Below are 24,930 nucleotides of genomic sequence, written 5' to 3'. Positions count from 1 at the left end.
TACTAAGCAAAACCAAATTGTCATTCTGAGCGATAGCGAAGAATCTTGTAAGCGCGATAAATAAAACGTATAAGATTCTTCGCTATCGCTCAGAATGACAGCTTTTTTTAAATGTGCATCCTCCTCCTTAGTGTAACAATTACGTCAGCTTTAACTTTAATTGAAATAAATCTGCCTTTTCACTGTAACATTTGGAGTAATTTCGCCTCCAATTACAAAAAATATAAAATGAAACGTTTATTACTACTAATTACAATAATTTGTTCTGTTATTTCGGCTAAGGCGCAGTTTGGCGTTGGCGGTGGTTCAGCCATCGTTGGGAAAATATCAGGAATAGTTGTTGACTCAATAACCAAAAAGCCATTAGATTACGGTACCGTAAGTTTATTCAGAAGTACCGGCAAATCGCCTATTACCGGTGTTTTAACTGATGATAAAGGAAACTTTAAATTAGATAATGTACACCCGGGCGTTTATCGCTTAGAGATCACCTTTGTTGGCTACCCAACCAAAATAATTAACAATGTTGAAACAACGCTTTCAAAACCTGATAAAGGTTTAGGAACTGTTTTGGCAGCTCAAAGTGCAAAGGCATTAAAAGAAGTTACCATTACCGGTACAGCCGCATTGGTTGAAAACAGGATCGATAAAATAGTTTACAATGCAGAGAAGGACCTTACATCTGCCGGTGGTAATGCTACTGATGTATTGCAAAAAGTTCCGTTGGTTGCTGTTGACTTAAATGGTAACGTATCCCTGCGTGGCGATCAAAACGTGCGCGTTTTAATAAACGGTAAGCCATCAGGCGCTACATCAGCCAGCTTATCAGATGTATTAAAAACTATCCCTGCCGATCAGATCAAAACCATCGAAGTTATTACTTCACCTTCTGCTAAATATGAGGCAGAAGGTACAGGCGGTATCATCAATATCATCACCAAACAAAAAAACATGTCGGGCTTTAGCGGCGCAGTAAGCGGTGGTGTCGGTACGCGCCAAAACAATGGTAATATCAACTTTAACTACAGCAAAAACAGGTTTAGCTTAACGATTAACGCCGGTGGTAATCTTACCTGGCCACAAGTATCTAACTCAACCTTTAACCAAACATTTTTAAATAACGGATCGCCGGTTTTTGCTAACAGCCGTATTGGCTCAACAAAAATAAAACGCCATGGTGCAATTGGTTCTGTAACCGCTAATTATGATATTAATAGTTATAATAGTATTACATCAACCGTCAGATTAAATCAAGGTGGGTTTAATAGCGGCGGCGGATCGGCAATTACGGCTACAAATTACCTTGATCCTACACAAAGCAGCGCTACAACAGGTATAGCAACATCGCATAATACCTTTGGCGGTTTTGATTGGAACATGGATTATACCCATAAGTTTAAAAAAGAAGGACATGAGTTAAGCATATCAGGCCAGTGGAGCCATAGCGTTATCACAACCGACTTTATGAATACTTATTCGCAACAATCTACCCGGAACCCAAATCAGCGCGGCGATAATAATGGTACCAATAACGAGTACACCGCGCAGGCTGATTATGTATTGCCTATAAATAAAACATTTAAGTTAGAGGCGGGTGGTAAAGGTATCTTCAGAAAAATAAACAGTAATGCTGATATATTTAAAACTGCCACTTTTGGCGCAGCCGATTCTACCAGCTTTATACTTGACCCTGCAAACTCTTACTTATACAAATACGATCAGTATGTAACTGCAGGTTACGCGGTTTTAACTATCAACCTGCCCAATAAATATACGTTGATGACAGGTGTAAGAGATGAAAATACCAGCATAAAAGGCGAGCCAAGTGTGGTAACGCCTAGCTTTGCGCCATTCTCTAACAGCTATAACACGTTTGTGCCAAGCTTTACCATACAAAAAGCGTTAACACCTACACAAACTGTAAAATTAACTTACAGTAAAAGGATAACCAGGCCAAGCTTAACTTTCCTTAACCCGTTCCTTAATGCCAGTAACCCTAATAGTTTACAGCAAGGTAACCCTAAGTTAGCACCAGAAGTTGCACAAACAGTTGAGTTGAATTATAACACGTTTATAAGCTCATCAGTAATTAACTTCTCGGTTTACTATAAACATACTGGCGATTTGATTGAAAGCATAAACCAAACTATACCAAATTCGGCGGTAACGCTTACTACCTTTAAAAATATAGGTACTAACAATTCGTTAGGTGCAAGTTTCTTTGGTTCAATAAACCCGGTTAAGCCGTTAACTATAAGAGGCAGCATTAACGGGTTTACATATAACCCTAAAATTGACCCGGCTTATGCATCGCAACAAACCCGTACAGGTACCACGTTATCATACAATGCGTTTTTAAGTGCATCGCTTAATTTACCAAGCGACTTTATTATGGAGTTCTTCGCGGTTGAAAACTCAAAACGTTATACTTTGCAAGGAAGTAACCCTTCATTCAGCATACTTGGTGCAGGTGTTAGGAAGCAGTTTATGCAGAAAAAGATGTCGTTAGGTATCAATACATTGGAGCCATTTACAAAATACAAACATTTCGACTCGAACATTGCAAGCCCAACAGTTATACAGAACAGCACATTTGCTTTCCCGTTCCGCTCAGTTGGTTTAACGTTTAGCTATAGCTTCGGTAAAATGAACTTTAATGCTCCTAACCCAATGGAGAAAAAGAAAGGTGTTAACAATGATGACCTTAAACAAGGTGATGGTGGTGTTGGCGGCGGCGCCGGCGGTGGTAGATAATTACTGAAACCAAATAAATTAAAAAAGCGATGGGTATTACTCATCGCTTTTTTTGTTGGGGAGGGATAGGTTACTAAAAATTACAACTTTTATAAATTTACGGATAGTGTCCGAGTGAATCTTGACTGAATCAACAACTTGCTCATCAAGAGCCATCGGCTCGATATATATTGTAGCAACGGATTTTAATCCGTTGAAAAAGATCAAGCCAGATAATGAGTGCCGTAGGCACGATGCATATTAATTACTTAATCTGCGGATCGCCTGGTTATATGAGCCGAACCTACGGTTCTTCTACTTGTCTTTGTTTCGGTTTTCAACGGATTAAAATCCGTTGCTACAATATGGGGCGAGGCTACGCCTCTAGTGGTTGCTAACGCAGTATTACTTAGCCAAAAACTCATTAACCAATATAGCCGTTACTACCGGCAACTTGCTATTTTTTGGCAAATCAGCTTCGGCCGCGCCAATAAAACCGCCGTGAGGGCCGGGCAATACAGCCAGATCTGACCCTGCAACAAGCCGCGACATTTGCTGGGTATGTTCAACTGTCATCACATCCTGGGCCGATACCATAAATAAGGCAGGTGCTTTTATACCACTGATGTCGTCATCGCTGTAATCCTTAAAGCCTATCATTCTTGCCTTGTCTTTCTCAAACATAGTTTGCAACCTGGTTTGATCAGGTGTCACTTTTAAGAAAGCGTCTTTTAACAACCCCGGCATATTGTCAATTGAGGCATTGTGCATAAAGTCAAAAAATCCTGTGAAAAAGCCGTCCCGTTTATAACCACCTGATACCACAATTATTTTGTTAGCCACCTGTGGGTGCCTTATGGCTATTTGCAGGGTGGTAGTGCCGCCATTGCTATAGCCTAATATATTGGCTTTATCTATTTTAAGGTATTTAAGCAAGCTTGCCACATCGTCAGCATCCTGTTCAAAAGTTTCGGGCGCGTCCCTGTCGGTAGTACGGCCATGAGCCTGCAACTCAACAGCAATTACTTTACAATGGGCAGAAAGCAGCGGCATTAATATCCCGAAAGATGTTTCGATAGTGGAGCCGCCGCCATGTAGCAATACTAAAGGTATATCGCCCTTACCATGTATCTCATAATACATTTTGATGCCGTTTACTTCGGCGTAGCCGGATATGATTGATTGTTCCATAATAGTTAAATCTGGTTCTTCAGATTTGTTAAGTAGACATTCAGTTTCTCTATATTTTGTTTCAAGCCTTCCGCCGCGTTGTGTGCTTTTACTATCGCTTCAAATTGCTCTGCCGAATCAAACAGCATGTGCCAGGTGAGTGACGTCTTTTCGCCTTGCGCCTCAAAATCAATAGTGGCTATAAAGTGCGGGTTAAAGTGTTCATAACTGATCTTTTTATAAGGGATTACTTCCTTAAATGTACTTTTATTAATATAGTCTGTTCCGTCTGGGCCGTGCATAACCAGGTTCCATTCGCCCCCCGGTTTCATATCCATGTTGGTTATGGTGTTTGTAAAGCCATTAGGGCCCCACCACTGCACTATATGTTCGGGCTTGGTCCATACTTCCCAAACCAGATCTATCGGCGCGTTAAGGGTGCGGGTGATGAGGAGTTCGCGGTCTTTAGTGTTGCTTTCCATGCTGTCTTTCTTTTTTAAGTTTATCTAAATAAGTTTCTAAGTTGTCTAGTTTACTTTCAAAATGCTGTTTGTATTGTGCTACCCAAACGGCGACTTCGTTTAACTGATCAAGCTGTGCCTCGCAAAATCTTTCGCGGCCCTGTTTTTTAATTTTTAAAAGTTCGCACTCTATTAAGATTTTGATATGTAAGGATATGGCCTGCCTGCTCATATCAAAGCTATCGGCTATGGTACTAACATTTAATGGCTTATCGGCCACCATGTTAATAATCTGTCGGCGGGTAGGGTCGGCAATGGCCTGGAATACGTCTCTTCTAACTATCATATGCAAGTATATGCTTGCAAATATAAACGCAAGTATTTACTTGCGCAAATATTTATTCTAAAATCACCTCTTTGCACCAGTGAAGAGCAATCCTATAATGATTCTAATATGATTATTGACAAAGATTTTTTTAAGCTGAATTAAATATATTTAACATGAATCTTCACAAATCGTATTCCTCCTAAACAACTTAACAACTATTTCCCCAACCGATAAATAGTTACCGCCGCCCGCTTAATTAAATATGGATAGTTTTTTAAGTTGATGGTTTCGCCGGCTTTGTGGCCGCCGGTGCCTGATGCGCCCATGCCGTCCAGGCAGTCCAAATATTGGGCTACATCTGATATGTCGCCTGCGCCGCGTAAACCGGGGTCGCCGGCTATGATGTGGATCTCGCCAAGGTCACGGCTTACTTTGTCAACTACGGTTACCAATGCACCGTTACCGGGCGTTGGCGGCATAGAAGGTAATCCATCAGTAAAGGTGATGGTTGATTTGGTACCATTTAAACTTTTAGCTACAATGGCTCTCATTTTTTCGCGGGCCGTTTCTTTTTGAGCTTCAGATAAAAACCGTAGGTCGCCGGTTACCCGTGCCGTTGGCGATATGATATTGGTTTTGCCTAATGCAACGCCCCTTGCATCGCCGGCATCAATTTTAGTTTCAGAACCGGCAACAATTAATCCGGGATTAACTGTAAGAAAACGCTCATTGCTTAACTGTTCCCTAAACTCGTTTACAACACGGGCGGCCTCATAGATAGCGCCATAACCAGCATCAGCAGAAAAAATGCCAGATGAGTGCCCGGTTTTAGCCATAACATCCAACACCCAACCACTTGCGCCACGTCTTGCAGAGGCAACGGTGTTACCATCGGCACTCTCAAAGCCCAGCGCTACCTGGCAGGTTTTAGTCCGCTCAATAAAGTCTTTCCGGGCATCTTCATGTGGTGTGCCGGCTCGTTCTTCATCGCCGGTAAAGTAGGCAATCAGGTTCAAATCTTTTAATTGCCCGGCGGCTTGTAAGGCCTGCAGGGCAGTAATTACCGCCACATCGCCGCCTTTCATATCATTTACGCCCTGCCCGGTGGCAAGGGTATCATTTATCATCGTATAAGGTCCTGCAGGCATATCGGGCTCAAAAACCGTGTCCAGATGGCCTATCAGCAATAAGCGCTTGCCTCCTTTTTTACCAACATGAGTAGCCACCAAATGACCGGCGCGTTTTAGCGCGTCTGGCTCGGCAACCCATTCTACCGTAAAACCTAGTTTTTTAAACTCTTCGGCGTAAATGGCGCCTACCTTTTTTACACCCTCAATATTGAGCGTACCGCTGTTTATGTTTACTGTTTGTTTGAGCAGGCTAATAGCATCACCTATATGGCTGTCTACGTAAGCGGCGGCTTTTTTTTCGGGTGCTGACAGTTGGGCGAAAACGGTTTGGCCGGTTAAAAATATCAGGAGAGGAATGATGGCTCTTTTTAATTGCATAAGTTATCGCTGCCTTATTAGTAAACAGCCACGCTACAAGATACTTATTTTGATTGAAAGTCAAACACCATAGCATGATCCGGGGAAACCGTTTTTACTACCGGTATTAAGGTTATTGCCGGTAGTAAAAATTACTATTTTCCGGGTATTTGCGTTAATGCCGGTAGTAATTTTGGTCGTTTTTCGGGCATTAGCAGCAATGCCGGTAGTACTTTTAACCATTTTTCGGGTATAAGGGGTTATGCCGGTGATAACAATTTGGCTTTAATACCTTGTAATCAATCATTTAAATAAAAATCAAAGAACTTTTATTAATTTCTGCTGAAAAATAAAACCAATATTTGAAACGGTTTTACAGGGGCTTCAACAATCTTAGGAATGATACAAGATACAAAAAAAATAAAATCAGAATGGTGGCAGTATTTTCTTTTTGATTGAAAAAAGCAAAAAGAAATTTCCCCAGACATCATTAAAAGGATCTATTTGGTTAAAGGCTGTCTACAAATGCGTGTTACTCCTAAACAACTTAATAGCAATAGCCAATAGTATTATCCCAAACGCTTTACGCAGTATGTTAATACCTGTTTTACCCAACAGCTTTTCGATCCAACCTACATTTTTAAGCACCAGGTAAACAAACAAGGTATTGATTACTATACCTACCATTATATCCTGTGTTTGATATTGTGATTTCAAGGATAGCAGCGTGGTCATGGTACCGGCCCCGGCAATTAGCGGAAAAGCCAGGGGGACAATAGATGCTGTACTACCCAAATCTTCAGATTTAAACAGGTTGATACCTAATATCATTTCCATTGCGATAAAAAATATCACTAACGAACCTGCAATAGCGAAGGATGCTACATCCAAGCCTATTACGTCAAGCAGTTTATCGCCTATCAATAAAAATACGATCATCAGCACCAATACGGCAATACTTGCCTTTTCTGACTCGATATGCCCGGCACGTTGGCGCAATTGGATAATTACGGGTATGGCACCTAAGATGTCAATGATCGCGAAGAGGATCATGGTTACAGATAGTATCTCTTTAAATATGAAAGGGTGCATAGGCCGTGTTAATTGGTTAGTACAAAGCTATAAAACAATATCAACAAAAAAGGTTCTGAAAAACTCCAGAACCTTTTGATATGTATATCTAAGAATATAATTATTCTACAAATTTAGGGTTAGGCGGATCGTTTGCAACCTCTGGCTTGCCATGCCTTACATGCGAGTGTTTAATACTGTAAGTAAAGTAAACAATCATACCTAAAGCCATCCATATAAATAAACGCAGCCAGTTATCTAAACCTTCGCTGGCCATCATTAGTAAACATATTACTGCACCTAACGGGCAAACAATGTAAAATAAAGGTGTCTTAAACGGACGGGTAATCCCCGGATCTGTTACACGCAATATAAAAATACCTATAGATACCAGCACAAACGCGAACAATGTACCTATACTAACCATATCGCCCACAATACTGTCAGGAATAAAACCTGCAAATACCGATACCATGATAAAGAAGAACCATTGTGATTTATAAGGTGTACGGAATTTTGGATGCAGCTTAGAGAAGATTGGCCATATTAAACCATCAACACTCATGGTATAAAATACACGGGTTTGGCCAAGTAGCATTACCAGGATAACCGATGAGAAACCGGCTAAAATAGCAATAGTAACCAGTTTAGCTAACCAACTATAACCGCCGCCCATAGCCGTATGTATGGCATAGGTTACAGATGCTTCTTTACCCTGAACAAGGAAATCTTTGTAAGACACTAAACCCGTTAATACGTGCGAGAATAAAACATACAAAATGGTACAAAATACCAATGATATCAGGATACCTTTTGGCATATCTTTCTGTGGGTTCTTAGCTTCCTGTGCTGCTGTAGATACCGCGTCGAAACCTATAAAGGCGAAGAATACCACACTGGCACCACGCAATACGCCCAGCCAACCATGATTAAATGTATCGGCATAATTAACTATACCGGTGTTGGTTTTAACAGTACCTGCGTTAGCCGGTATAAGATATGGCGTATGATTTGCCGGATTAATAAAGCTCCAGCCTAAACCAATGATCATTAATACAATGGCTACTTTAATAATAACGATAACGTTATTTACCGCTGCCGATTCTGCTGTACCTTTTATCAGCAATAAAGTAAGCAGCAATAGTATAAGTATAGCCGGTAAATTAACTATACCATGCGACCCCAGCTCTGAAGCATACATACCACTTGTGGTAGTTGATATTTCGAAAGGCGAATGTGATAACGCGAAAGGTATATGGCAATTAAAGAAAGTCTCTAAAAAAGTATTGAAATACTGCGACCAGCCAATGGCCACTGTAGCGGCACCTAATGCATATTCCAACACCAAATCCCAACCTATTATCCAGGCTATGAACTCGCCCATTGTAGCGTAAGAATAGGTGTAAGCCGATCCTGCAATGGGTATCATACTGGCAAACTCAGCATAGCATAAGCCAGCTAAGGCGCAGCCTGCTGCTGCAATTAAAAATGATAGGGTAACTGCCGGTCCGGCGTGCTCGCCTGCTGCTGCTGCTGTACGCACAAAAATACCGGCGCCAATAATTGCGCCAATACCCAATGCGATAAGTGAGCCAACACCGAGTGTACGTTTTAATGTCTTCTCCCCCTCTTTCGAAGCGGCCATTAATAGTGCAATAGGTTTTTTAATAAATAGCTTCATGTGTTTTTTGTGAAATCAGTTAATCTTAATCCCAAACATAGGTAATTTTTCTGAAAAAAATAATGTGACCCTAAATTGATAATTGGAAACTTAGAGGTTATAAATTTATAGGAAATCTTACTTGTATTTATTTTCCAATTCGACTTTTATTTCAGACCATGATCTGGCGATAGTTTTGCCTTCTGCAAAATTTTTCTCTCTACGGATAATTTCTTGTTTTTGTTGATCTGTAAGTTTAGTTTGTTTATCGTTATCTAATTTCATATCGAATTGTAAACTTAAATACAATTTTACCCAACACTTTTAAGGTTGATGATTACTTAGAACATAATACTACTGATGGCAACGTAAGGATGGTTGGGATGTGTTGATAGGTAATAGGATGGCGCTAAATAACATACATGTTCAAATACTCAAATTGAGGATATTCTTTAAGGAGATCCCGTATTAAAGACGGATATATTACTGAATTTATACCTACTCTTACCAGGAAAATACCTTTGGCACTTGTCGTAATAGAATCTACCTGAATTCCAACTTTTTCAAATATTTTGAAAAGTTCGTTGTGTCCATTTAATAAAGCTGCCGTCGTTTTTGCTTTAAGAGTAATTTCAACTCCTTTGTTTAATGTAGTAGAAATCGATTTTTCACCGTTATTAGATAATCTTGTAATAGCATTTTCAAGCCTATCAAACCTTTTTAACAAATATTCATCGATGCTTTGCTCTTTTCCTTTACTTGATTTTATAACGGATATTTCTTCATATACCTGATATATGGGATTGTCAACTGGTTCTTCTTTTGATCTTAAAACAGCCTCAATAGCTGCTCTTAATGACGGCTTTGCAATTTCCGAACCTAATAATGTATCGGAATAGAAAATAGTTCGTTGGTCGTTTATATCAAAAGGTAGTTTAGTATCATCTTCAGCCATTATAATAACTGGTAAACGGACAGCATGCCTTACTGCCAATTCATACATCACATTTGGATTGAGTCCGGTTAAATTAGCTATTACTAGTTCATTAGATATAATACTCTTTAGTACTTGTCTGTTTATCGAGCCACTATCCGCCATTTTATAAGCTGGTATTGCATCAAAACCAAATTCCCTCAATACGGGCTCTATTACAGAATTAATTAAGCCCTTTGCCTTTAAATTGATTGGAGAATTAAGTTCACCAATAGGTGTAATTATAAAACAAGGTTTAATATCAGCAGATATAGTTTCCTGAGGTTCAGCATCTTCTTTAGGTTTAGTCATGATTAAAGGTAAAATAATTATTTGAAATTTGAGACTGTCTTGTCTTGTCCCGCCTGTCTTGTAACTATAAAAGCGAGACAGGCGGGACGCTAACTCCCCCGCGCGTCATTGCGAGGAACGAAGCAATCTCTAAGCCAGACATTCAACGAAACGGGCTCTCATTTTTTACCGTATCAGACAAATTATTTATTTTGCATCATGATTTTCCAAAAAGGCGGTTGCGTTTATATCATGACGAATAAACTTAATAAAGTTTTATACGTAGGCGTAAGTTCTGAACTACCAAGCCGGGTATGGGACCATAAAAACAAGACGTATCCTAAAAGTTTTACTGCAAAATATAATTGTGATAAGCTGGTATATTATCTATTCTACCCTCATATAGAAGAAGCCATCGCAGCAGAAAAAACATTAAAAGGTAGTAGCAGAAAACATAAGCAGCAATTGGTTAATGCACTTAATCCCGAATGGAAAGACTTATATGAATCGTTGTTAGAATAAGATCTGTCATATTGATTAGCAAGTGTAGAGATTGCTTCGTTCCTCGCAATGACGCGCGGTAAAGTGGGCGGTGCAATTATGTCCTGTCCCGCCTGTCTTGTAACTATAAAGCGGGACAGGACAGGACACCAAACCTCCCCCGCGCGTCATTGCGAGGAACGAAGCAATCTCTAAGTCAGACATTCAACAAAACGGGTTCTCTTTTTTAGTCTATCACGTAAATTATTTATTTTGCGATATGATTTTCCAGAGAGGTGGTTGTGTTTATATAATGACGAATAAACTTAATAAAGTTTTATATGTAGGCGTAAGCTCTGAACTACCCGGCAGGGTGTGGAACCATAAAAACAAGATGTATCCTAAAAGTTTTACCGCAAAATATAATTGTAATAAACTGGTATATTATCTATTCTACCCTCATATAGAAGAAGCCATCGCAGCAGAAAAAACATTAAAAGGTAGTAGCAGAAAACATAAGCAGCAATTGGTTAATGAACTTAATCCGGAATGGAAAGATTTATATGAATCGTTGCTTGAATGAGACCTATCATAATTGATTTGCAAGCGTAGAGATTGCTTCGTTCCTCGCAATGACGCGCGGTAAAGTGGGCGGTGCAATTATGTCCCGTCTGTCTTGTAACCATAAAAGCGGGACAGGACAGGACACCCGCCTACCAATGACTAATGACCCAATGACTTAATGACTTAATGACTTAATGACCAACACAACAGGACACCAACAAAAAAAGGGATACCAACCGGCATCCCTTTTTCTTAACATTATAATAATCAATTACGCTTTTTTATCAATCTTGATAACGTGGGTGGTCATTGATTGTAATTTGATCTGTTTTTGTAAACGTGGGCTATGGTCAACCGCGTTGTTTAAGTGCGGCGCGATAACTAATGATACGATAGACATCAGTTTGATCAAAATGTTCATTGACGGGCCGGAAGTATCTTTAAACGGATCACCTACGGTATCACCTGTTACAGACGCTTTATGTGGTTCTGATTTTTTGTAGTGCATTTCGCCATTGATCTCAACACCTTTTTCAAATGATTTTTTAGCGTTGTCCCATGCACCACCCGCGTTGCTCTGGAAAATTCCCATCAACACACCTGATACCGTAACACCTGCTAATAATCCACCCAAAACTTCAGGGCCGAAGATAAAACCTACAACTACCGGAGTGATCAAAGCGATCAAGCCAGGCGCAACCATCTCGCGGATAGATGCTTTGGTTGATATGGCCACACATTTTTCGTACTCGGGTTTAGCTTTGTACTCCATAATGCCCGGAATCTCGCGGAACTGGCGTCTAACTTCTTCTACCATCGCCATTGCTGCACGGCCTACTGCCGATATACATAATGCCGAGAAGATGAAAGGTATCATCCCACCCACAAATAAACCTGCCAATACGTTGGCTTTGTAAATATCAATGTGCTCAATACCTGCAACACCCACAAAAGCTGCGAATAAGGCCAGTGAGGTTAACGCTGCTGACGCAATGGCAAATCCTTTACCTGTCGCTGCGGTAGTGTTACCTACGGCATCTAAATTATCTGTACGGTGACGTACTTCTGGTGGCAACTGGCTCATTTCGGCGATACCGCCGGCGTTGTCGGCAATTGGGCCGAAAGCGTCAATAGCTAATTGCATAGCAGTTGTTGCCATCATACCTGCTGCTGCAATTGCCACACCATATAAGCCTGCAAAGAAGAAAGAACCGTAAATACCGGCAGCTAATACTAAGATTGGCAATACTGTTGATTCCATGCCGATAGCTAAACCACCAATAATATTAGTAGCGTGACCAGTTGATGATTGTTTAATAATACTCATAACCGGGCGCTTACCCATTGCGGTATAATACTCGGTAATGATTGACATTAGCGTGCCTACCACTAAACCTACCAGGATAGAACCGTAAACACCATTTTTGGTAAATACTAATGCCCCTTCTTTCAAAACCCCGTTAGCATCCAGATCACGTACTAAGTGCATTTCTGTATTAGGCATCATCCATTGCACTACAAAATAAGTAGCTATAGCAGTTAATATGATGGATGCCCAGTTACCTATGTTCAGGGCGTTTTGTACACTGTCTGTTTCGTTTTTAATTTTAACCAGCGATGCGCCAATTATAGAGAATATCAAGCCTAAACCTGCAATCACCATTGGTAATAAAACCGGGGCTATACCGCCAAATTTATCGGCAGATACAATTTCGCGGCCCAACACCATAGTAGCCAGCATTGTCGCTACATACGATCCGAATAAATCGGCGCCCATACCTGCAACGTCACCTACGTTATCACCAACGTTATCAGCAATAGTTGCCGGGTTACGCACGTCATCTTCAGGGATACCTGCTTCAACCTTACCTACTAAATCGGCACCTACATCGGCAGCTTTGGTATAAATACCACCACCAACACGGGCAAATAACGCGATAGACTCGGCACCTAAAGAGAAACCAGCCAATACGTCTAACGCTTTAGCCATTGCTTCGCCGTTAACGCTACCACCGGTATTTACCACATACATGGTATAAAACACGATGAATAAAGATCCTAAACCTATAATTGCCAAACCAGCAACACCTAAACCCATAACCGTACCACCGGTAAATGATACTTTAAGCGCTTGTGCCAAACTGGTTTTAGCAGCTTGTGTAGTACGTACGTTTGATTTGGTTGCAATACGCATACCTAAATAACCGGCAAATGCAGATAAGAAAGCACCAATTATAAATGATATAGCAATTACCGGGCTTGATGTAACAACCGTAGTGCCGCTCCATGCCAGCAATACTGCTGTAACTGCAACAAAGTAGCCTAATACTTTCCACTCTGCGCGTAAAAAGGCCATTGCTCCATCAGCAATGTAGCCGGCAAGCTCATTCATTGAAGCATCACCAGTCTCTTGTTTGGTTACCCAAGCCGACTTGATCGCCATAAATAAAATTCCTATTAAACCAAAAACAGGAATCAAATAAATTAAGTAAGTGTTCAAAAAATCCATATATGTTATTAAAGTTTATATTTAGTTTGTTATCAATTCAATCTTATAATTGGGTTCGCAAATTAAGCAAATTAATTTCTTTACAATAGCCTGTCAATTATAAAGTTTTTTGAATAGTTTAGAACTCTAAACTATATACAATGACTAAAGACGAAAGCCAACCCAAATTAAAAGCATCACTGGGCTTATTAGATGGTACCATGATAGTTGCGGGCTCAATGATAGGCTCGGGTATTTTTATTGTAAGTGCCGATATTATACGCAATGTAGGCTCATCGGGCTGGTTAATTGCCGTATGGTTGATAACCGGTTTCATGACTCTGACTGCCGCCGTAAGTTATGGCGAGTTAAGCGCGATGTTCCCCAAAGCGGGTGGGCAATATGTATATTTAAAAGAGGCTTATAATAAATTGATAGCCTTTTTATACGGATGGAGTTTTTTCGCGGTAATACAAACCGGCACAATTGCGGCGGTTGGTGTGGCGTTTTCAAAGTTTACGGCTTATTTAATACCATCAGTTAGCGAGGATAATATTTTATTCTCAACGATGGTTGGCTCATACCATTTTAAGCTTAATGCGGCGCAATGTGTGTCTATCGTTTTAATAATTCTGCTTACTGCCATTAATACCCGTGGCGTTAAAACTGGGAAACTTATTCAGAACACATTTACGCTGACTAAACTTGCCAGCTTATTTGGGTTGATAATATTTGGCATAATCATGATAAAGGGTGATGTATGGCACGCCAACTGGACCAATGCCTGGGATATCCATAAACTAAATAAAGATAATTCTGTTGCTCCTTACACCGTGGTAGCTGCCCTGGGAGCTATTGCCGGTGCGATGGTAGGATCAATTTTTAGTAGTGATGCCTGGAACAACGTAACGTTCATAGCAGGCGAGATGAAAAATCCGCAACGTAACATCGGCCTTAGCCTTTTTTTAGGTACGCTGATAGTTACCGTAATTTATGTAAGTGTAAACTTGGTTTATACCGGCGTTTTACCATTGCATGATATTGCTACTGCCGAAAAGGATAGAGTAGCGGTATCAGCATCGCAGGTAATATTTGGCCATATTGGCACATACGTTATTGCTGTTATGATCATGATATCAACTTTTGGTTGCAACAATGGTTTGATATTAGCGGGGGCACGTGTTTATTATACCATGGCAAAAGACGGATTATTTTTTAAGCGCACCGGCACTTTAAATAAAAACGCGGTACCAAGCTTTGGTTTATGGATACAATGCCTTGTAGCCTGTGTACTATGCCTTAGCGGGCAATATGGCGACCTACTGGATATGATATCTTTAGTTGTAGTAATATTTTATGTATTAACTATTATCGGCATATATATTTTAAGAGTTAAACGCCCCGATGCTGATCGTCCTTACAAAGCTTTTGGATACCCGGTGTTACCAGCCATTTATGTTATTATGGGCATTACTTTTTGTATTTTGCTGCTAGCTTATAAACCCGAATACTCAAGAGGTGGCTTGGTTATTGTTTTATCAGGCATACCCATATATTATATAACAAAGTATTTCTCGAAGGATGATGAGCAAATTGAGAGTCCGGTTTAGTTTATTAGTTTTATTGATATCAGCCCAGGCATGGGCGCAAACTTCTTTACAGCAAAAGTTATCGACAGCATTTAACCGCTTGCAAACAGATAGCCAGTGCAAATATGCATCGGTATCATTAACGGTATTGGATGCTAAAACAGGCGAGCAGGTATTTACTGCCAACCCTAACATTGGTTTGGCACCTGGCTCTACCTTAAAAACGGTTACCACCATTACGGCGTTTAATATGCTGGGTAAAGACTTTAAATATCAAACCCCGTTTGGCTACAACGGCACCATAACGGACGGCATCCTAAACGGCGACCTCATCATTAAAGGCTCCGGTGACCCTACCCTGGGCAGCCGGCGTTGGGAGACTACTACCACAAATTATATATTAAACCAGTTGGTAGCGGCTTTAAAACAAGCCGGCATAAAAAAAATAAATGGTCGTATTATTGGCGATGACACGCTATACGGCTCGCAAAGCATCCCCGATGGCTGGATCTGGCAGGACCTGGGCACTTACTACGGCGCAGGTGCAACCGCCCTTTGCTGGCACGAAAACCAGTTCGATATTAACTTAAAGACAGGGCCGGTTGGGTCGGCTATTAAAGTGGCGGGGACTACACCTCTTACCCCTTACCTTAATTTTAAAAGCGAACTAACAACCGGCGCAGCCGGCACCGGCGATAATGCCTACCCCTACCTGCCTGCCGGGTTAACCAACATCATGTACCTGCGTGGTACTTATGCTATCGACCAAACAAAAAAACTGATCTCGGCCGCTTATCCTGACCCTGCTTTTGATGCCGCATTCAGGTTATTAGATACTTTAATGCGATTAGGCATAACCGTAACCGGCACGCCCGAATCAACTCTTAGCCTAACCGCAAAGGGACTGCAAACCCCGGCAATGACTACTACGCTAACCACCTTGCTATCGCCAAGTCTTAGCCAGATAGTTTACTGTACCAATCGCAAAAGCTTAAACTTATATGCCGAGGAGTTGCTGAAAGCTATCGCCTTAAAAGGTAGTAAAGAAGCAACCACCGCAAACGGCATAACCGTACTGCAAAACTTCTGGAAAGCCCGTGGCATAGACGCTAACGCGATGGATATGATAGACGGCTGCGGCCTATCGCCCGAGGACAGGATAACCACCCTTACCGTTGCCGCCATTATGCAATCGGCAAAGAAAGAGAGTTGGTTTGCCGATTTTTACGACAGCCTGCCCATTTATAACGATATGCACATGAAAAGCGGCAGCATCCACAACGTACAAGCCTACACCGGCTACCAAACCCACCAAGGCCGCGAACTGGTATTCAGCATCATGATAAATAACTACAATGGACCGGGTAAAGGGATAAGGGATAAGATGTTTAGGGTTTTGGACGAGCTGAAGTAGATAACAAAACACAACCTACTGTGGTGCCAATACAAAACCATAATAAAAAATCATGTGTTGCAAGGCCTATAATTATACCCGCTGCTATCGCGATAGTAAAATAAGGCGTTATTTTATTCATAAATAAATGTAGGATTTTATCGCGAATAGTTTGGCAAGGCTGCTTATTGTCTTGCTTGTCTTGTTACAAGACAGACAGGACAAGCAAGACAGTTATAAACTTGCCGTTTAGGGATAATCAATCCCAAATGCCATTTTGTGCTGTAAATATCACCGGCTCACCGCCGGTTACCATAATAGTATGCTCGTGCTGCGCAACAAAACCGCCTTTATTACCGGTTAGCGTCCAGCCATCAGCTTGTGTATCGGCAATTGTTGACCGTGTTGAAATAAATGTCTCTATAGCTACCACCGAATTTTTTTTGAAACGCGTAGTGTTATACCTGTCGCAGTAGTTAGCTATCTCGTGGGGTTCTTCGTGCAAGCTGCGGCCAACGCCATGCCCGGTCAGGTTTTTTATTACCGTGTAGCCGGCTTTTTTGGCTTCCGTCTCTATCAACCTGCCTATCTCCGATATTCTGACACCACCTTTAATGTTGCTGATCGCCTTCCTCAATATTTCTTTCGATGCTGCTACCAGTTTACCATGGCCGTGAATATCTTCTCCCAAAACAAACGAGCCTCCATTGTCGGCCCAATAGCCATTTAATTCTGCCGATACATCAATATTCACCAGGTCGCCCTCTTTCAGGATCTTATCCGCTGATGGTATGCCGTGCGCAGCTACCTCATTAACACTTATACAGGTATAACCGGGAAAGCCATAGGTTAACTTAGGTGCAGATTTTGCGCCCATCTGTGCCAGCAATTCGCCGCCGTACTCGTCAAGCTCTTTTGTTGAAATGCCTGGTTTGGCAAACTCGCGCATCTTTTTAAGCGTGATGGCAACAGCATCACTCGCCTGCTGCATCCCGGTTAGTTCGTTTTCGGTAGTTATAGACATTATTGAATGTTAATCCGGGGCAAAATTAACAATAAATACGCTGGTCATCATTTACTAAACGTCAGTTTATGAAAACAATAACCAAACAAGGCCCCGGCTGGTCGCCGGGGCCTATAGTCCACTTATCCGTCAACCACATTGTGTAACATAACTATTAATTATCATTAGCTAACTACAATTACACCTGAGGTATAAGGCCAATTGATGCTCATGGTTGTATCAGTTATAACTATAGTGCCGGTATAGGTTACGCCATTCAACGTTATTTTAATTTGGTGAGTGCCGTTGTCAAGCAATTTATTTTTAAACACCTGACTGCCTCCTGATGTTGAGTTAGGAGCTGTGGCACCAGCGCATCCTTTCGGCTCACGTATGTTTACCAGATCAAGGCTAAAGTTTTGTGAAGCGTCAACAACTGCGGTGTATTGCATAATGCCTTTTGAACAATAGGTGTTAACCGTACGCGGGCTAAAATTTACTACAACCTTGCCGCTGTTTGGTTCGCGCCAAAGGCCTGCTCCAACTTGTACATCGCCGGTTATAGGTTCAAATTGGGTGGTGTCTGAAACCGTAGTTACAACAGTGGTGTTAGTAGTACCGGCATCCGGTATAAAAACAGGTGGTTTGCGCGTTACTGCTGTAATTGTTATGCTCTGCGTTACACCACCACTTATTTTCTGGGCGCTTACTGAATACACTCCTGTTTTAAAAAAATAAATAATCGCCGCATTCCCTTTAATTTGGATGGAACTTGAATTTGCAGGAGTTACAGTCCATTTAACAGAGTCTGTAGCGGCTGCGCCGGTAAAGAGCAAGGTATCAAGGTCGTATTGCTCAATTTCGGTTTTGGTTGCTTTGATTTTTCCGTCCCCAATATCGGCAAGGCCTGCCTTTTGGCAACCTTGTAAAACAAAAAATGCCATTAAAGCGGCAAATGCAATAAGTGTTAAATTTTTCATGGTGTAATTGATTTAATTATCTTTTATACCATCATCGTAACAACTTTTACAAACGTTGGGTAGCTGGCGTATTTTTTTCGGATACTGCACAAAAAAAGGCCCCTGCTGTCCGAAGTTTGCAACTTCGGTCCATTATGCCTGTAGTCTACGACTACAACTGCGATGTCTGTTTTGCGTACAATAGTCTAAAGACTATTTGCATAGGTCGTCCGAAATCATGGACTTCGAACAGCGGAAAAGAACGCCCAAAAACAAATTAGGCCCCGATAACCCGGAGCCTAATTCAAAAAACTTAACATTGCGGGCATGGAAACACCCGTATTTAAAGATTATTTGGGTAGTACTTTTTGAGGAATAATTACACCTGATGTGTACGGCCAGTTAAAGGTTATGTTTGATGCAGATACAACAATATTACCGGTATAAGTAAGACTACCCACTGTTATTTTAAGCGGATAAGTACCAAAACCAATAAGTTTATTTATGAACACATCATAAGCTGCTGTATTTCCCCCGGATGGTGTTGTGGGTGATGTGGCAATCGCGCAGCCTTTTGATTCTCTAATATTGATCAAGTCAAGATTGAAATTATTATCAGCGGTGATAGCTGATTTGAATTGTATCAAAGCGTTTCTGCAATAATAATTATCCAGGTAAACGTAAGGCATTAAGTTTATCCTAACGCTATCGCCGGCCGGATTACGATAATAACTTAAAGCTATAGTAACATCGTTTGTTATGGGTACAAGTTGAAGCGTATCCGAAGTACTGGTAGTTATATCGCTTTTGGTAGTAACGGTGTCTGGTTTAACAACAGGCGCACCGGGCGATACTGTAATGGTGATACTGGCCGGTAAACCACCTGCTTGTTGAGCAGTAACAATATAAGTGCCCGCGGCGCTGAAGGTTATTGTAGCTGCATTTCCTTTATAACTAAGAGAATCTTTCCCGTCAGGACTAACGGTCCAGTTGACCGATTCGGCGTTACTGGCGTTGGTTAAAAGCAGGGTATCAACTTTACCAATACCAATTTGGATTTTAGTTGCTTTAATTTGTGGCCCTACACTTGCCAGTTGTTCTTTGTTGCAACTCTGCATAACAAAAAATACCACTAATGCGGCCATTACGGTAAACGTTAATTTTTTCATGGTGTAATTGATTTAATTATCTTTATTACATCATCGTATCAATTTTTAAAAACGTTGGGTAGCGGGCGTTTTTTTTTCGGATACTGCAATAAAGGCCCCGACATGCGGGGCCTTTATATCGAATTGTCATTGTGAGGAACGAAGCAATCGCACGCTGTAAAGTTCGCGATTGCCACGCTACGCTCGCAATAACAATAGGGTTTATCTAATCATTTATAGCCGCAACGCCAGGCAATACTTTACCTTCCATATACTCCAGCAACGCGCCGCCACCTGTTGATACGTAGCTAACATCCTTGGTCATGTTGAACTTAGATACTGCTGCTGCCGAGTCGCCGCCGCCAATTAGCGAAAAAGCACCATTTTGGGTTGCTTTAACAACTGATTCGGCAATGGCTTTGGTTCCTATCAGGAATTTCTCCATTTCGAAAACACCCATCGGGCCGTTCCATAATATGGTTTTTGATTCGGCAACTACCTTGCTAAATAACGCAACGGTTTCGGGGCCGATATCCAAGCCCATCCAGCCGTCAGGGATCTGGCCGGTTTTGGCAACGCCGGTGTTGGCATTGTTAGAGAAATCATCAGCAGTAATATTATCTACCGGTAATAAAAGGTTAACACCTTTATCTTTTGCTTTTTTTATCAGGCTAAGAGCAAGTTCTTGTTTATCCAGCTCGACCAATGATGTACCTATATTACCGCCCTGTGCTTTAGCAAATGTATAAGCCATACCACCACCAATAATCAGGTTATCCACCTTATCCAATAGTTTCTCTATCAGCTCAATTTTATCAGATACCTTAGAACCACCCATAATAGCGGTGAATGGTTTTTCGGCATGATTTAATATTTTTTCGGCATTAGCCAGCTCTGCTCCCATTACATAACCAAAGTACTTGGCCTCTGGGAAAAACTGCGCTATGATAGATGTTGAGGCATGGGCACGGTGTGCAGTACCAAAAGCATCGTTTACATAAACATCGCCTAGCGCGGCTAGTTTTTTAGCGAATTCTACATCACCTTTTTCTTCTTCTTTATAAAAACGCAGGTTTTCTAATAATAAGACTTCGCCGCCTGAAAGCGCTTTTGCTTTTGCAACCGCTTGTTCGCCAATGCAATCATCAGCAAATTGTACCTGCTGACCCAACAGATCAGACAAATGTGGTATTACATGCTTTAATGAATCTTTTTCGTTAGGCCCGTTTTTTGGCCTGCCCAGGTGCGACATTAGTATTACCGCGCCGCCATCATTTAATATTTTTTTGATGGTTGGTATAGCCGCGGTTAGGCGGTTATCGTCAGTAATATTATTATTCTCATCCAATGGCACATTAAAATCCACGCGGATAAGCGCTTTTTTACCGGTAAATTTAATTTGATCTATAGTTTTCATACTTGTAGTGTAGTCAGTTTTAAAGAGCGCCAAATTCAGCATTTAATTCTAAATTCCGAACGCAAAAATGAAAAAGGTGTTTTTTTAAGGGCAAATGGTAACATAAAGTTAACATCGCCACGCCTGCCAAGTATAATGATATTACTGGATCTTCAAGTACAATGCATTGTGCGGGCCTGCCGGTGGCAGGTCAAACTCGGGCGATACGATCTCGAAACCTGCATTCTGATAAAACCTCAACGCTTTTCGGCGGCCGTTGCACCATATATAGTTTGCTTTTTGTCCGCGCAGGTAAACTATGGCAAAATTAAGCAGGCGGGTACCTATGCCCTCGCCACGATATTTTTCTATGGTGCCTACACCGCGCATCTGGTAACCATTACCCTGAAATTGCTTGTAGCTTATCAAATGAAAAGAAACTACGCTAACCAGTTCACCTTTTATATAGTAACCTAAATGGAAACTGCCTTCGGCATTATCATTGGTATAACGCATTTCGTTGGGCGTTAGCTTTCCTTCGCGCAATACAGTATTGCGTAAAGGTAACACATCTTCTACGGATATAAATTTAATCATGTAACAGGTTTATTTTTTCAATAAGGTCTGCAAGGCGGCTCGAGTAGCCCATTTCATTATCATACCAGCCTACCACTTTAACCAGGCCGCCAACTATTGATGTTAATTGCGCGTCAAAAATGCAGCTATGGGTATTACCCACTATATCTTGCGATACTATAGGATCTTCGGTATATTCCAGTACGTTCTTCATATCGCCTTGTGCCGCTTGCTTAAAGGCCAGGTTTATGTCTTGTACGGTTGGTTGCAATTTTAAGGTGCAGGTAAAATCAGTTAATGAACCATTTAATACAGGTACACGTATACCCGCTCCACCCAATTTGCCTTCTAACTGCGGAAATATAGAGGTTATTGCCTTGGCGGCGCCTGTAGTTGTAGGAATTATTGAAGCCGATGCGGCCCTGGCTCTGCGCAGATCTTTATGTGGTGTATCATGCAGGCTTTGGTCGCCTGTCATGGAGTGTACGGTGGTTATATAGCCATCAATTATACCCCAGTTCTCATCCAGTATTTTCACCATGGCAGCTACGTTATTGGTAGTGCATGATGCATTAGATAGTACGTTCGAACTCAGATCAACCGCACCATCATTAACGCCTAAAACTACTGTAGGGACACTTTTATCTGTAGATGGAGCCGATATAATAACTTGCTTCGCTCCTGCTGTTAAATGCTTTTCGGCACCTTGCCTTGAGATGAATTTACCGGTTGATTCAATTACCAAATCAATATCTAATTCTTTCCACGGTAATTGCTCAGGGTCGCGCTGGGCTATTATTTTTATTTTTTGGTTGTTGATATACAGGTGTTCATCATCAAAAGTAACAATACCGGCAAAGCCGTGATGAACGGAATCGTATTTAAACAAATGTGCAAGAGTGCGCGTATCAGTTAAATCATTTATGGCTATTACCTCAATACCGGGTTTAACTAAAATGCTGCGTAAAAATATGCGGCCAATTCTGCCAAATCCGTTTATCGCTATCCTCATTATATTAACATAAGTAGGATGCAAAGTTAACCAATTTAGGCCTTATGCCTAAATTTTAGCTATAAACAGACATTAAAATGAAATTGAGGGTGTGTTTAAATTACACAAACTAGTTGCCTAAAGCAACCCTTTCGCGATCTTTTGAACGTATAAAAAAGGTAATTGCCCAGTTAAATAAAATAGACACTAAAAAGATTATTATTATTAATGTAAAATTGCCAATGCTGCCAAATGCAAGCGCCAGCAAGGTTAGTACTATGTTAAACGCGGCTAGTACCAATGTGGTTTGTAAATGAGTGTAGCCTAACCTTAAAATACGGTGATGGATATGGTTACGATCTGCCCTGAATGGTGATGTGCCACTCATTGCCCTGATAAAGAATATCCTTGTGGTATCAAAAACCGGCACTATCAGTATGGCTACTGTTAAAGCAGGTGCAGAATAAATTTTCGGTAATCCTTTGGTAGTAAACTTGTTTAACTCAATAAATTTAATAGCCATTATTATTGATATTAACCCAATAAATAAAGACCCTGTATCGCCCATAAATATTTTGGCGGGGGTTAAATTGTATCTTAAAAAACCAATAATGGCACCAACTAAAATCAATGAAACTACAGCTAAGTCATATCGATGCATATATATAAATAATATAGCAAATACACAATTTGCTATAATGCCTGTAATGCCGGCTAACCCATCAATACCATCAATAAGATTAAACGCATTAATAATCATTATTATAACTAGAACTGATAATATAAGGCTTATTACAAAAGGAATGTCATATATACCAAATACACCATACATGCTGGATAAACGAATGTCACCAAACACTACCAGTATTAAGGCAACTAAAAATTGAACTAAAAATTTTGTCCTGGGGTTTACGCCCGAAAGGTCATCCTTTAGGCCCATTATAAATAAAATTATACTTGCTGTAAGTAAATAACCAATTGGAAATGATTTATCAACCATACTAAGCATCAGGACAGTAACACTAAAACTTATAAAAATTGCGATCCCGCCTAAACGGGGTATTCCGTGATTATGCTGTTTTCTGAAATGGCCAATATCATCATATAAGTGCAGTGTATGGGCAACATGTAAAATGGAAGGAATAGCTATAGTTGAGAGCAATGCGGCACCGCCCATTATGCATAAATAATATATAACCTGATAATTATTCAAAAAATCTGGCATATAATTAAGCATTTGTATATATGTATACATCAACAACCAAATTTATTAACATGAGATAATTCTTGTTTAGTTTAATCATGACAATTGCACAGCCGGTTTAAATATATTGAATATTTTTCTTAATGGTTATAAATATACTGAATATTTTTCTTAACGGTTTAAATATATTGCAATATTTTTCTTAAAGGTTTAAGTATATTGCAATATTTTTCTTAAAGGTTTAAATATTACACAAAATAGTGGAAAAATCACTCCATTTTTCTTCATTGCTTTAAAATCAAAGGTCCATGCTTTAAGGCGATTGGCATAGTTTTCATTACTAATACCGCCCACAGTCATTTTAACCATTGTTTTGTTTAAGTAATTTACATTCACCTTATTTAAATGTATAAATCTTAACATCAATTCATAATCTGCAGCAGTTCCGTATTGCAAATCATATAAACCCAAGTTTTTAAATAATAACTTTTTACAGTAAAAAGTAGGGTGCGGCGGCATCCAGCCCCAATTAAAAATGCCATGTATATAGGTTCCTGCCTTCCATTTACGTACTATAGTTTCGTTTGAATTTATATAATCCAGATTACCGTAAACTACATCAACATTTGGATTTACAAAAGCTGCTGCTACGCAACTTATTATATCATTATAAGCAAAAAAATCATCAGCGTTTAGCATTCCTACTATATCCCCGGTGGCAAGTTTGATACCTTTATTCATACATTTAAACCCCATGTGGCATGGCGGCCATATTAAAATGTGGTCGAGAAAAACTTTAAGTAATGCTTTATTGAATGCCGGTTTTACCCAGATTGAGTTTAAAGGTTGCGGCAGAATGCCTTATTTTTGGAAATCAATGATCATTAAAGCCCGGTTGGTTTGAGCACACCTTACTCATTTATTATTTTAACTTATAATGAAGAGCAACATCTGCCCCGTTTGCT

Annotated in this window: 23 protein-coding genes; 5 read left to right on the top strand and 18 right to left on the bottom strand. The window is 40.5% G+C overall.

Features of this window, described 5'->3' with window-relative positions:
• The first annotated feature begins 228 nt into the window (after positions 1-228).
• Complete coding sequence (locus JWQ34_RS06320) at positions 229-2,754, top strand: outer membrane beta-barrel family protein (protein WP_299355596.1); 2,526 nt, start codon at positions 229-231, stop codon at positions 2,752-2,754.
• Positions 2,755-3,138: 384 nt separating this feature from the next.
• On the opposite strand, the gene JWQ34_RS06315 is transcribed toward JWQ34_RS06320, so the two are convergent.
• The 9 genes from JWQ34_RS06315 to JWQ34_RS06275 form a co-directional block, all read right to left on the bottom strand.
• Positions 3,139-3,924, bottom strand: a complete 786-nt coding sequence (locus JWQ34_RS06315) for an alpha/beta hydrolase (RefSeq protein WP_299355592.1) — start codon at positions 3,922-3,924, stop codon at positions 3,139-3,141.
• 5 nt (positions 3,925-3,929) lie between these two features.
• Positions 3,930-4,385: an SRPBCC family protein gene (locus JWQ34_RS06310; protein ID WP_299355589.1), complete on the bottom strand. Its 456-nt coding sequence runs from the start codon at positions 4,383-4,385 to the stop codon at positions 3,930-3,932.
• Positions 4,369-4,710, bottom strand: coding sequence for a metalloregulator ArsR/SmtB family transcription factor (locus tag JWQ34_RS06305; protein WP_299355586.1), 342 nt, complete (start codon positions 4,708-4,710; stop codon positions 4,369-4,371). The genes JWQ34_RS06310 and JWQ34_RS06305 overlap by 17 nt, the downstream gene beginning before the upstream one ends.
• 197 nt (positions 4,711-4,907) lie before the next feature.
• On the bottom strand, positions 4,908-6,200 hold the full coding sequence (locus JWQ34_RS06300) for a M20/M25/M40 family metallo-hydrolase (protein ID WP_299355583.1): 1,293 nt from the start codon (positions 6,198-6,200) through the stop codon (positions 4,908-4,910).
• A gap of 60 nt (positions 6,201-6,260) precedes the next feature.
• Positions 6,261-6,422 (bottom strand): hypothetical protein, encoded by a 162-nt coding sequence (locus JWQ34_RS06295; RefSeq protein ID WP_299355580.1) that lies wholly within the window; start codon positions 6,420-6,422, stop codon positions 6,261-6,263.
• Positions 6,423-6,698: 276 nt separating this feature from the next.
• A complete protein-coding gene (locus JWQ34_RS06290) occupies positions 6,699-7,271 on the bottom strand; it encodes a MarC family protein (protein WP_299355577.1) in 573 nt (190 codons plus the stop codon).
• A 100-nt stretch (positions 7,272-7,371) separates the two neighbouring features.
• Positions 7,372-8,931 carry an amino acid permease gene (locus tag JWQ34_RS06285; protein ID WP_299355574.1) on the bottom strand — a complete coding sequence of 520 codons (1,560 nt, stop codon included), beginning with the start codon at positions 8,929-8,931 and terminating at the stop codon, positions 7,372-7,374.
• Positions 8,932-9,048: 117 nt separating this feature from the next.
• Positions 9,049-9,195 carry an addiction module protein gene (locus tag JWQ34_RS06280; RefSeq protein ID WP_299355571.1) on the bottom strand — a complete coding sequence of 49 codons (147 nt, stop codon included), beginning with the start codon at positions 9,193-9,195 and terminating at the stop codon, positions 9,049-9,051.
• Between the two features lie 124 nt (positions 9,196-9,319).
• A complete protein-coding gene (locus tag JWQ34_RS06275) occupies positions 9,320-10,195 on the bottom strand; it encodes a hypothetical protein (RefSeq protein WP_299355569.1) in 876 nt (291 codons plus the stop codon).
• A 198-nt stretch (positions 10,196-10,393) separates the two neighbouring features.
• On the opposite strand from JWQ34_RS06275, the gene JWQ34_RS06270 reads away from it, so the two are divergent.
• Positions 10,394-10,696 (top strand): GIY-YIG nuclease family protein, encoded by a 303-nt coding sequence (locus tag JWQ34_RS06270; RefSeq protein ID WP_299355567.1) that lies wholly within the window; start codon positions 10,394-10,396, stop codon positions 10,694-10,696.
• 238 nt (positions 10,697-10,934) lie between these two features.
• Positions 10,935-11,237, top strand: a complete 303-nt coding sequence (locus JWQ34_RS06265) for a GIY-YIG nuclease family protein (protein WP_299355564.1) — start codon at positions 10,935-10,937, stop codon at positions 11,235-11,237.
• A 252-nt stretch (positions 11,238-11,489) separates the two neighbouring features.
• Here the strand turns inward: JWQ34_RS06265 and JWQ34_RS06260 are convergent, their stop codons facing one another.
• A complete protein-coding gene (locus JWQ34_RS06260) occupies positions 11,490-13,727 on the bottom strand; it encodes a sodium-translocating pyrophosphatase (protein ID WP_299355561.1) in 2,238 nt (745 codons plus the stop codon).
• Between the two features lie 140 nt (positions 13,728-13,867).
• Between JWQ34_RS06260 and JWQ34_RS06255 the strand changes: the two genes are divergently transcribed.
• Together JWQ34_RS06255 and dacB are read left to right on the top strand one after the other, a co-directional pair.
• Entirely contained in the window at positions 13,868-15,316 is a 1,449-nt protein-coding gene (locus tag JWQ34_RS06255; protein ID WP_299355559.1) for an APC family permease, read from the top strand.
• Between the two features lie 13 nt (positions 15,317-15,329).
• A complete protein-coding gene (gene dacB / locus JWQ34_RS06250; protein ID WP_299355555.1) occupies positions 15,330-16,709 on the top strand; it encodes a D-alanyl-D-alanine carboxypeptidase/D-alanyl-D-alanine-endopeptidase in 1,380 nt (459 codons plus the stop codon).
• Between the two features lie 238 nt (positions 16,710-16,947).
• Here the strand turns inward: dacB and map are convergent, their stop codons facing one another.
• From map to JWQ34_RS06210, 8 genes are all read right to left on the bottom strand, one after another.
• Positions 16,948-17,712, bottom strand: coding sequence for a type I methionyl aminopeptidase (map, locus tag JWQ34_RS06245; protein ID WP_299355551.1), 765 nt, complete (start codon positions 17,710-17,712; stop codon positions 16,948-16,950).
• Positions 17,713-17,876: 164 nt separating this feature from the next.
• Positions 17,877-18,671: a hypothetical protein gene (locus JWQ34_RS06240; RefSeq protein ID WP_299355548.1), complete on the bottom strand. Its 795-nt coding sequence runs from the start codon at positions 18,669-18,671 to the stop codon at positions 17,877-17,879.
• A 329-nt stretch (positions 18,672-19,000) separates the two neighbouring features.
• Complete coding sequence (locus JWQ34_RS06235; RefSeq protein ID WP_299355544.1) at positions 19,001-19,819, bottom strand: hypothetical protein; 819 nt, start codon at positions 19,817-19,819, stop codon at positions 19,001-19,003.
• Between the two features lie 205 nt (positions 19,820-20,024).
• The gene (gene pgk / locus JWQ34_RS06230) at positions 20,025-21,215 is read right to left on the bottom strand and encodes a phosphoglycerate kinase (RefSeq protein WP_299355541.1); all 1,191 of its coding nucleotides are present in this window, start codon (positions 21,213-21,215) and stop codon (positions 20,025-20,027) included.
• A gap of 141 nt (positions 21,216-21,356) precedes the next feature.
• Entirely contained in the window at positions 21,357-21,791 is a 435-nt protein-coding gene (locus tag JWQ34_RS06225; protein ID WP_299355538.1) for a GNAT family N-acetyltransferase, read from the bottom strand.
• The gene (gene gap / locus JWQ34_RS06220; RefSeq protein ID WP_299355536.1) at positions 21,784-22,782 is read right to left on the bottom strand and encodes a type I glyceraldehyde-3-phosphate dehydrogenase; all 999 of its coding nucleotides are present in this window, start codon (positions 22,780-22,782) and stop codon (positions 21,784-21,786) included. Before gap ends, JWQ34_RS06225 begins: the two co-directional genes overlap by 8 nt.
• Before the next feature lie 109 nt (positions 22,783-22,891).
• Positions 22,892-23,986: an MraY family glycosyltransferase gene (locus tag JWQ34_RS06215; protein ID WP_299355533.1), complete on the bottom strand. Its 1,095-nt coding sequence runs from the start codon at positions 23,984-23,986 to the stop codon at positions 22,892-22,894.
• A gap of 189 nt (positions 23,987-24,175) precedes the next feature.
• A complete protein-coding gene (locus JWQ34_RS06210; protein ID WP_299355530.1) occupies positions 24,176-24,706 on the bottom strand; it encodes a glycosyltransferase in 531 nt (176 codons plus the stop codon).
• Positions 24,707-24,930: the final 224 nt, after the last annotated feature.

The sequence above is a fragment of the Mucilaginibacter sp. genome, assembly GCF_028288185.1.
Classification (GTDB): Bacteria; Bacteroidota; Bacteroidia; order Sphingobacteriales; family Sphingobacteriaceae; genus Mucilaginibacter.
The sequence above is the reverse complement of the archived record's forward strand: the minus strand, read 5'-3'. Positions and strand labels throughout refer to the sequence as shown.

Bases quoted from the DNA above. Each gene is read 5' to 3' on its own strand.
- JWQ34_RS06320 (WP_299355596.1), top strand. From the start codon at position 229: ATGAAACGTTTATTACTACTAATTACAATAATTTGTTCTGTTATTTCG.
- JWQ34_RS06315 (WP_299355592.1), bottom strand. From the start codon at position 3,924: ATGGAACAATCAATCATATCCGGCTACGCCGAAGTAAACGGCATCAAA.
- JWQ34_RS06310 (WP_299355589.1), bottom strand. From the start codon at position 4,385: ATGGAAAGCAACACTAAAGACCGCGAACTCCTCATCACCCGCACCCTT.
- JWQ34_RS06305 (WP_299355586.1), bottom strand. From the start codon at position 4,710: ATGATAGTTAGAAGAGACGTATTCCAGGCCATTGCCGACCCTACCCGC.
- JWQ34_RS06300 (WP_299355583.1), bottom strand. From the start codon at position 6,200: ATGCAATTAAAAAGAGCCATCATTCCTCTCCTGATATTTTTAACCGGC.
- JWQ34_RS06295 (WP_299355580.1), bottom strand. From the start codon at position 6,422: ATGGTTAAAAGTACTACCGGCATTGCTGCTAATGCCCGAAAAACGACC.
- JWQ34_RS06290 (WP_299355577.1), bottom strand. From the start codon at position 7,271: ATGCACCCTTTCATATTTAAAGAGATACTATCTGTAACCATGATCCTC.
- JWQ34_RS06285 (WP_299355574.1), bottom strand. From the start codon at position 8,931: ATGAAGCTATTTATTAAAAAACCTATTGCACTATTAATGGCCGCTTCG.
- JWQ34_RS06280 (WP_299355571.1), bottom strand. From the start codon at position 9,195: ATGAAATTAGATAACGATAAACAAACTAAACTTACAGATCAACAAAAA.
- JWQ34_RS06275 (WP_299355569.1), bottom strand. From the start codon at position 10,195: ATGACTAAACCTAAAGAAGATGCTGAACCTCAGGAAACTATATCTGCT.
- JWQ34_RS06270 (WP_299355567.1), top strand. From the start codon at position 10,394: ATGATTTTCCAAAAAGGCGGTTGCGTTTATATCATGACGAATAAACTT.
- JWQ34_RS06265 (WP_299355564.1), top strand. From the start codon at position 10,935: ATGATTTTCCAGAGAGGTGGTTGTGTTTATATAATGACGAATAAACTT.
- JWQ34_RS06260 (WP_299355561.1), bottom strand. From the start codon at position 13,727: ATGGATTTTTTGAACACTTACTTAATTTATTTGATTCCTGTTTTTGGT.
- JWQ34_RS06255 (WP_299355559.1), top strand. From the start codon at position 13,868: ATGACTAAAGACGAAAGCCAACCCAAATTAAAAGCATCACTGGGCTTA.
- map (WP_299355551.1), bottom strand. From the start codon at position 17,712: ATGTCTATAACTACCGAAAACGAACTAACCGGGATGCAGCAGGCGAGT.
- JWQ34_RS06240 (WP_299355548.1), bottom strand. From the start codon at position 18,671: ATGAAAAATTTAACACTTATTGCATTTGCCGCTTTAATGGCATTTTTT.
- JWQ34_RS06235 (WP_299355544.1), bottom strand. From the start codon at position 19,819: ATGAAAAAATTAACGTTTACCGTAATGGCCGCATTAGTGGTATTTTTT.
- pgk (WP_299355541.1), bottom strand. From the start codon at position 21,215: ATGAAAACTATAGATCAAATTAAATTTACCGGTAAAAAAGCGCTTATC.
- JWQ34_RS06225 (WP_299355538.1), bottom strand. From the start codon at position 21,791: ATGATTAAATTTATATCCGTAGAAGATGTGTTACCTTTACGCAATACT.
- gap (WP_299355536.1), bottom strand. From the start codon at position 22,782: ATGAGGATAGCGATAAACGGATTTGGCAGAATTGGCCGCATATTTTTA.
- JWQ34_RS06215 (WP_299355533.1), bottom strand. From the start codon at position 23,986: ATGCCAGATTTTTTGAATAATTATCAGGTTATATATTATTTATGCATA.
- JWQ34_RS06210 (WP_299355530.1), bottom strand. From the start codon at position 24,706: ATGAATAAAGGTATCAAACTTGCCACCGGGGATATAGTAGGAATGCTA.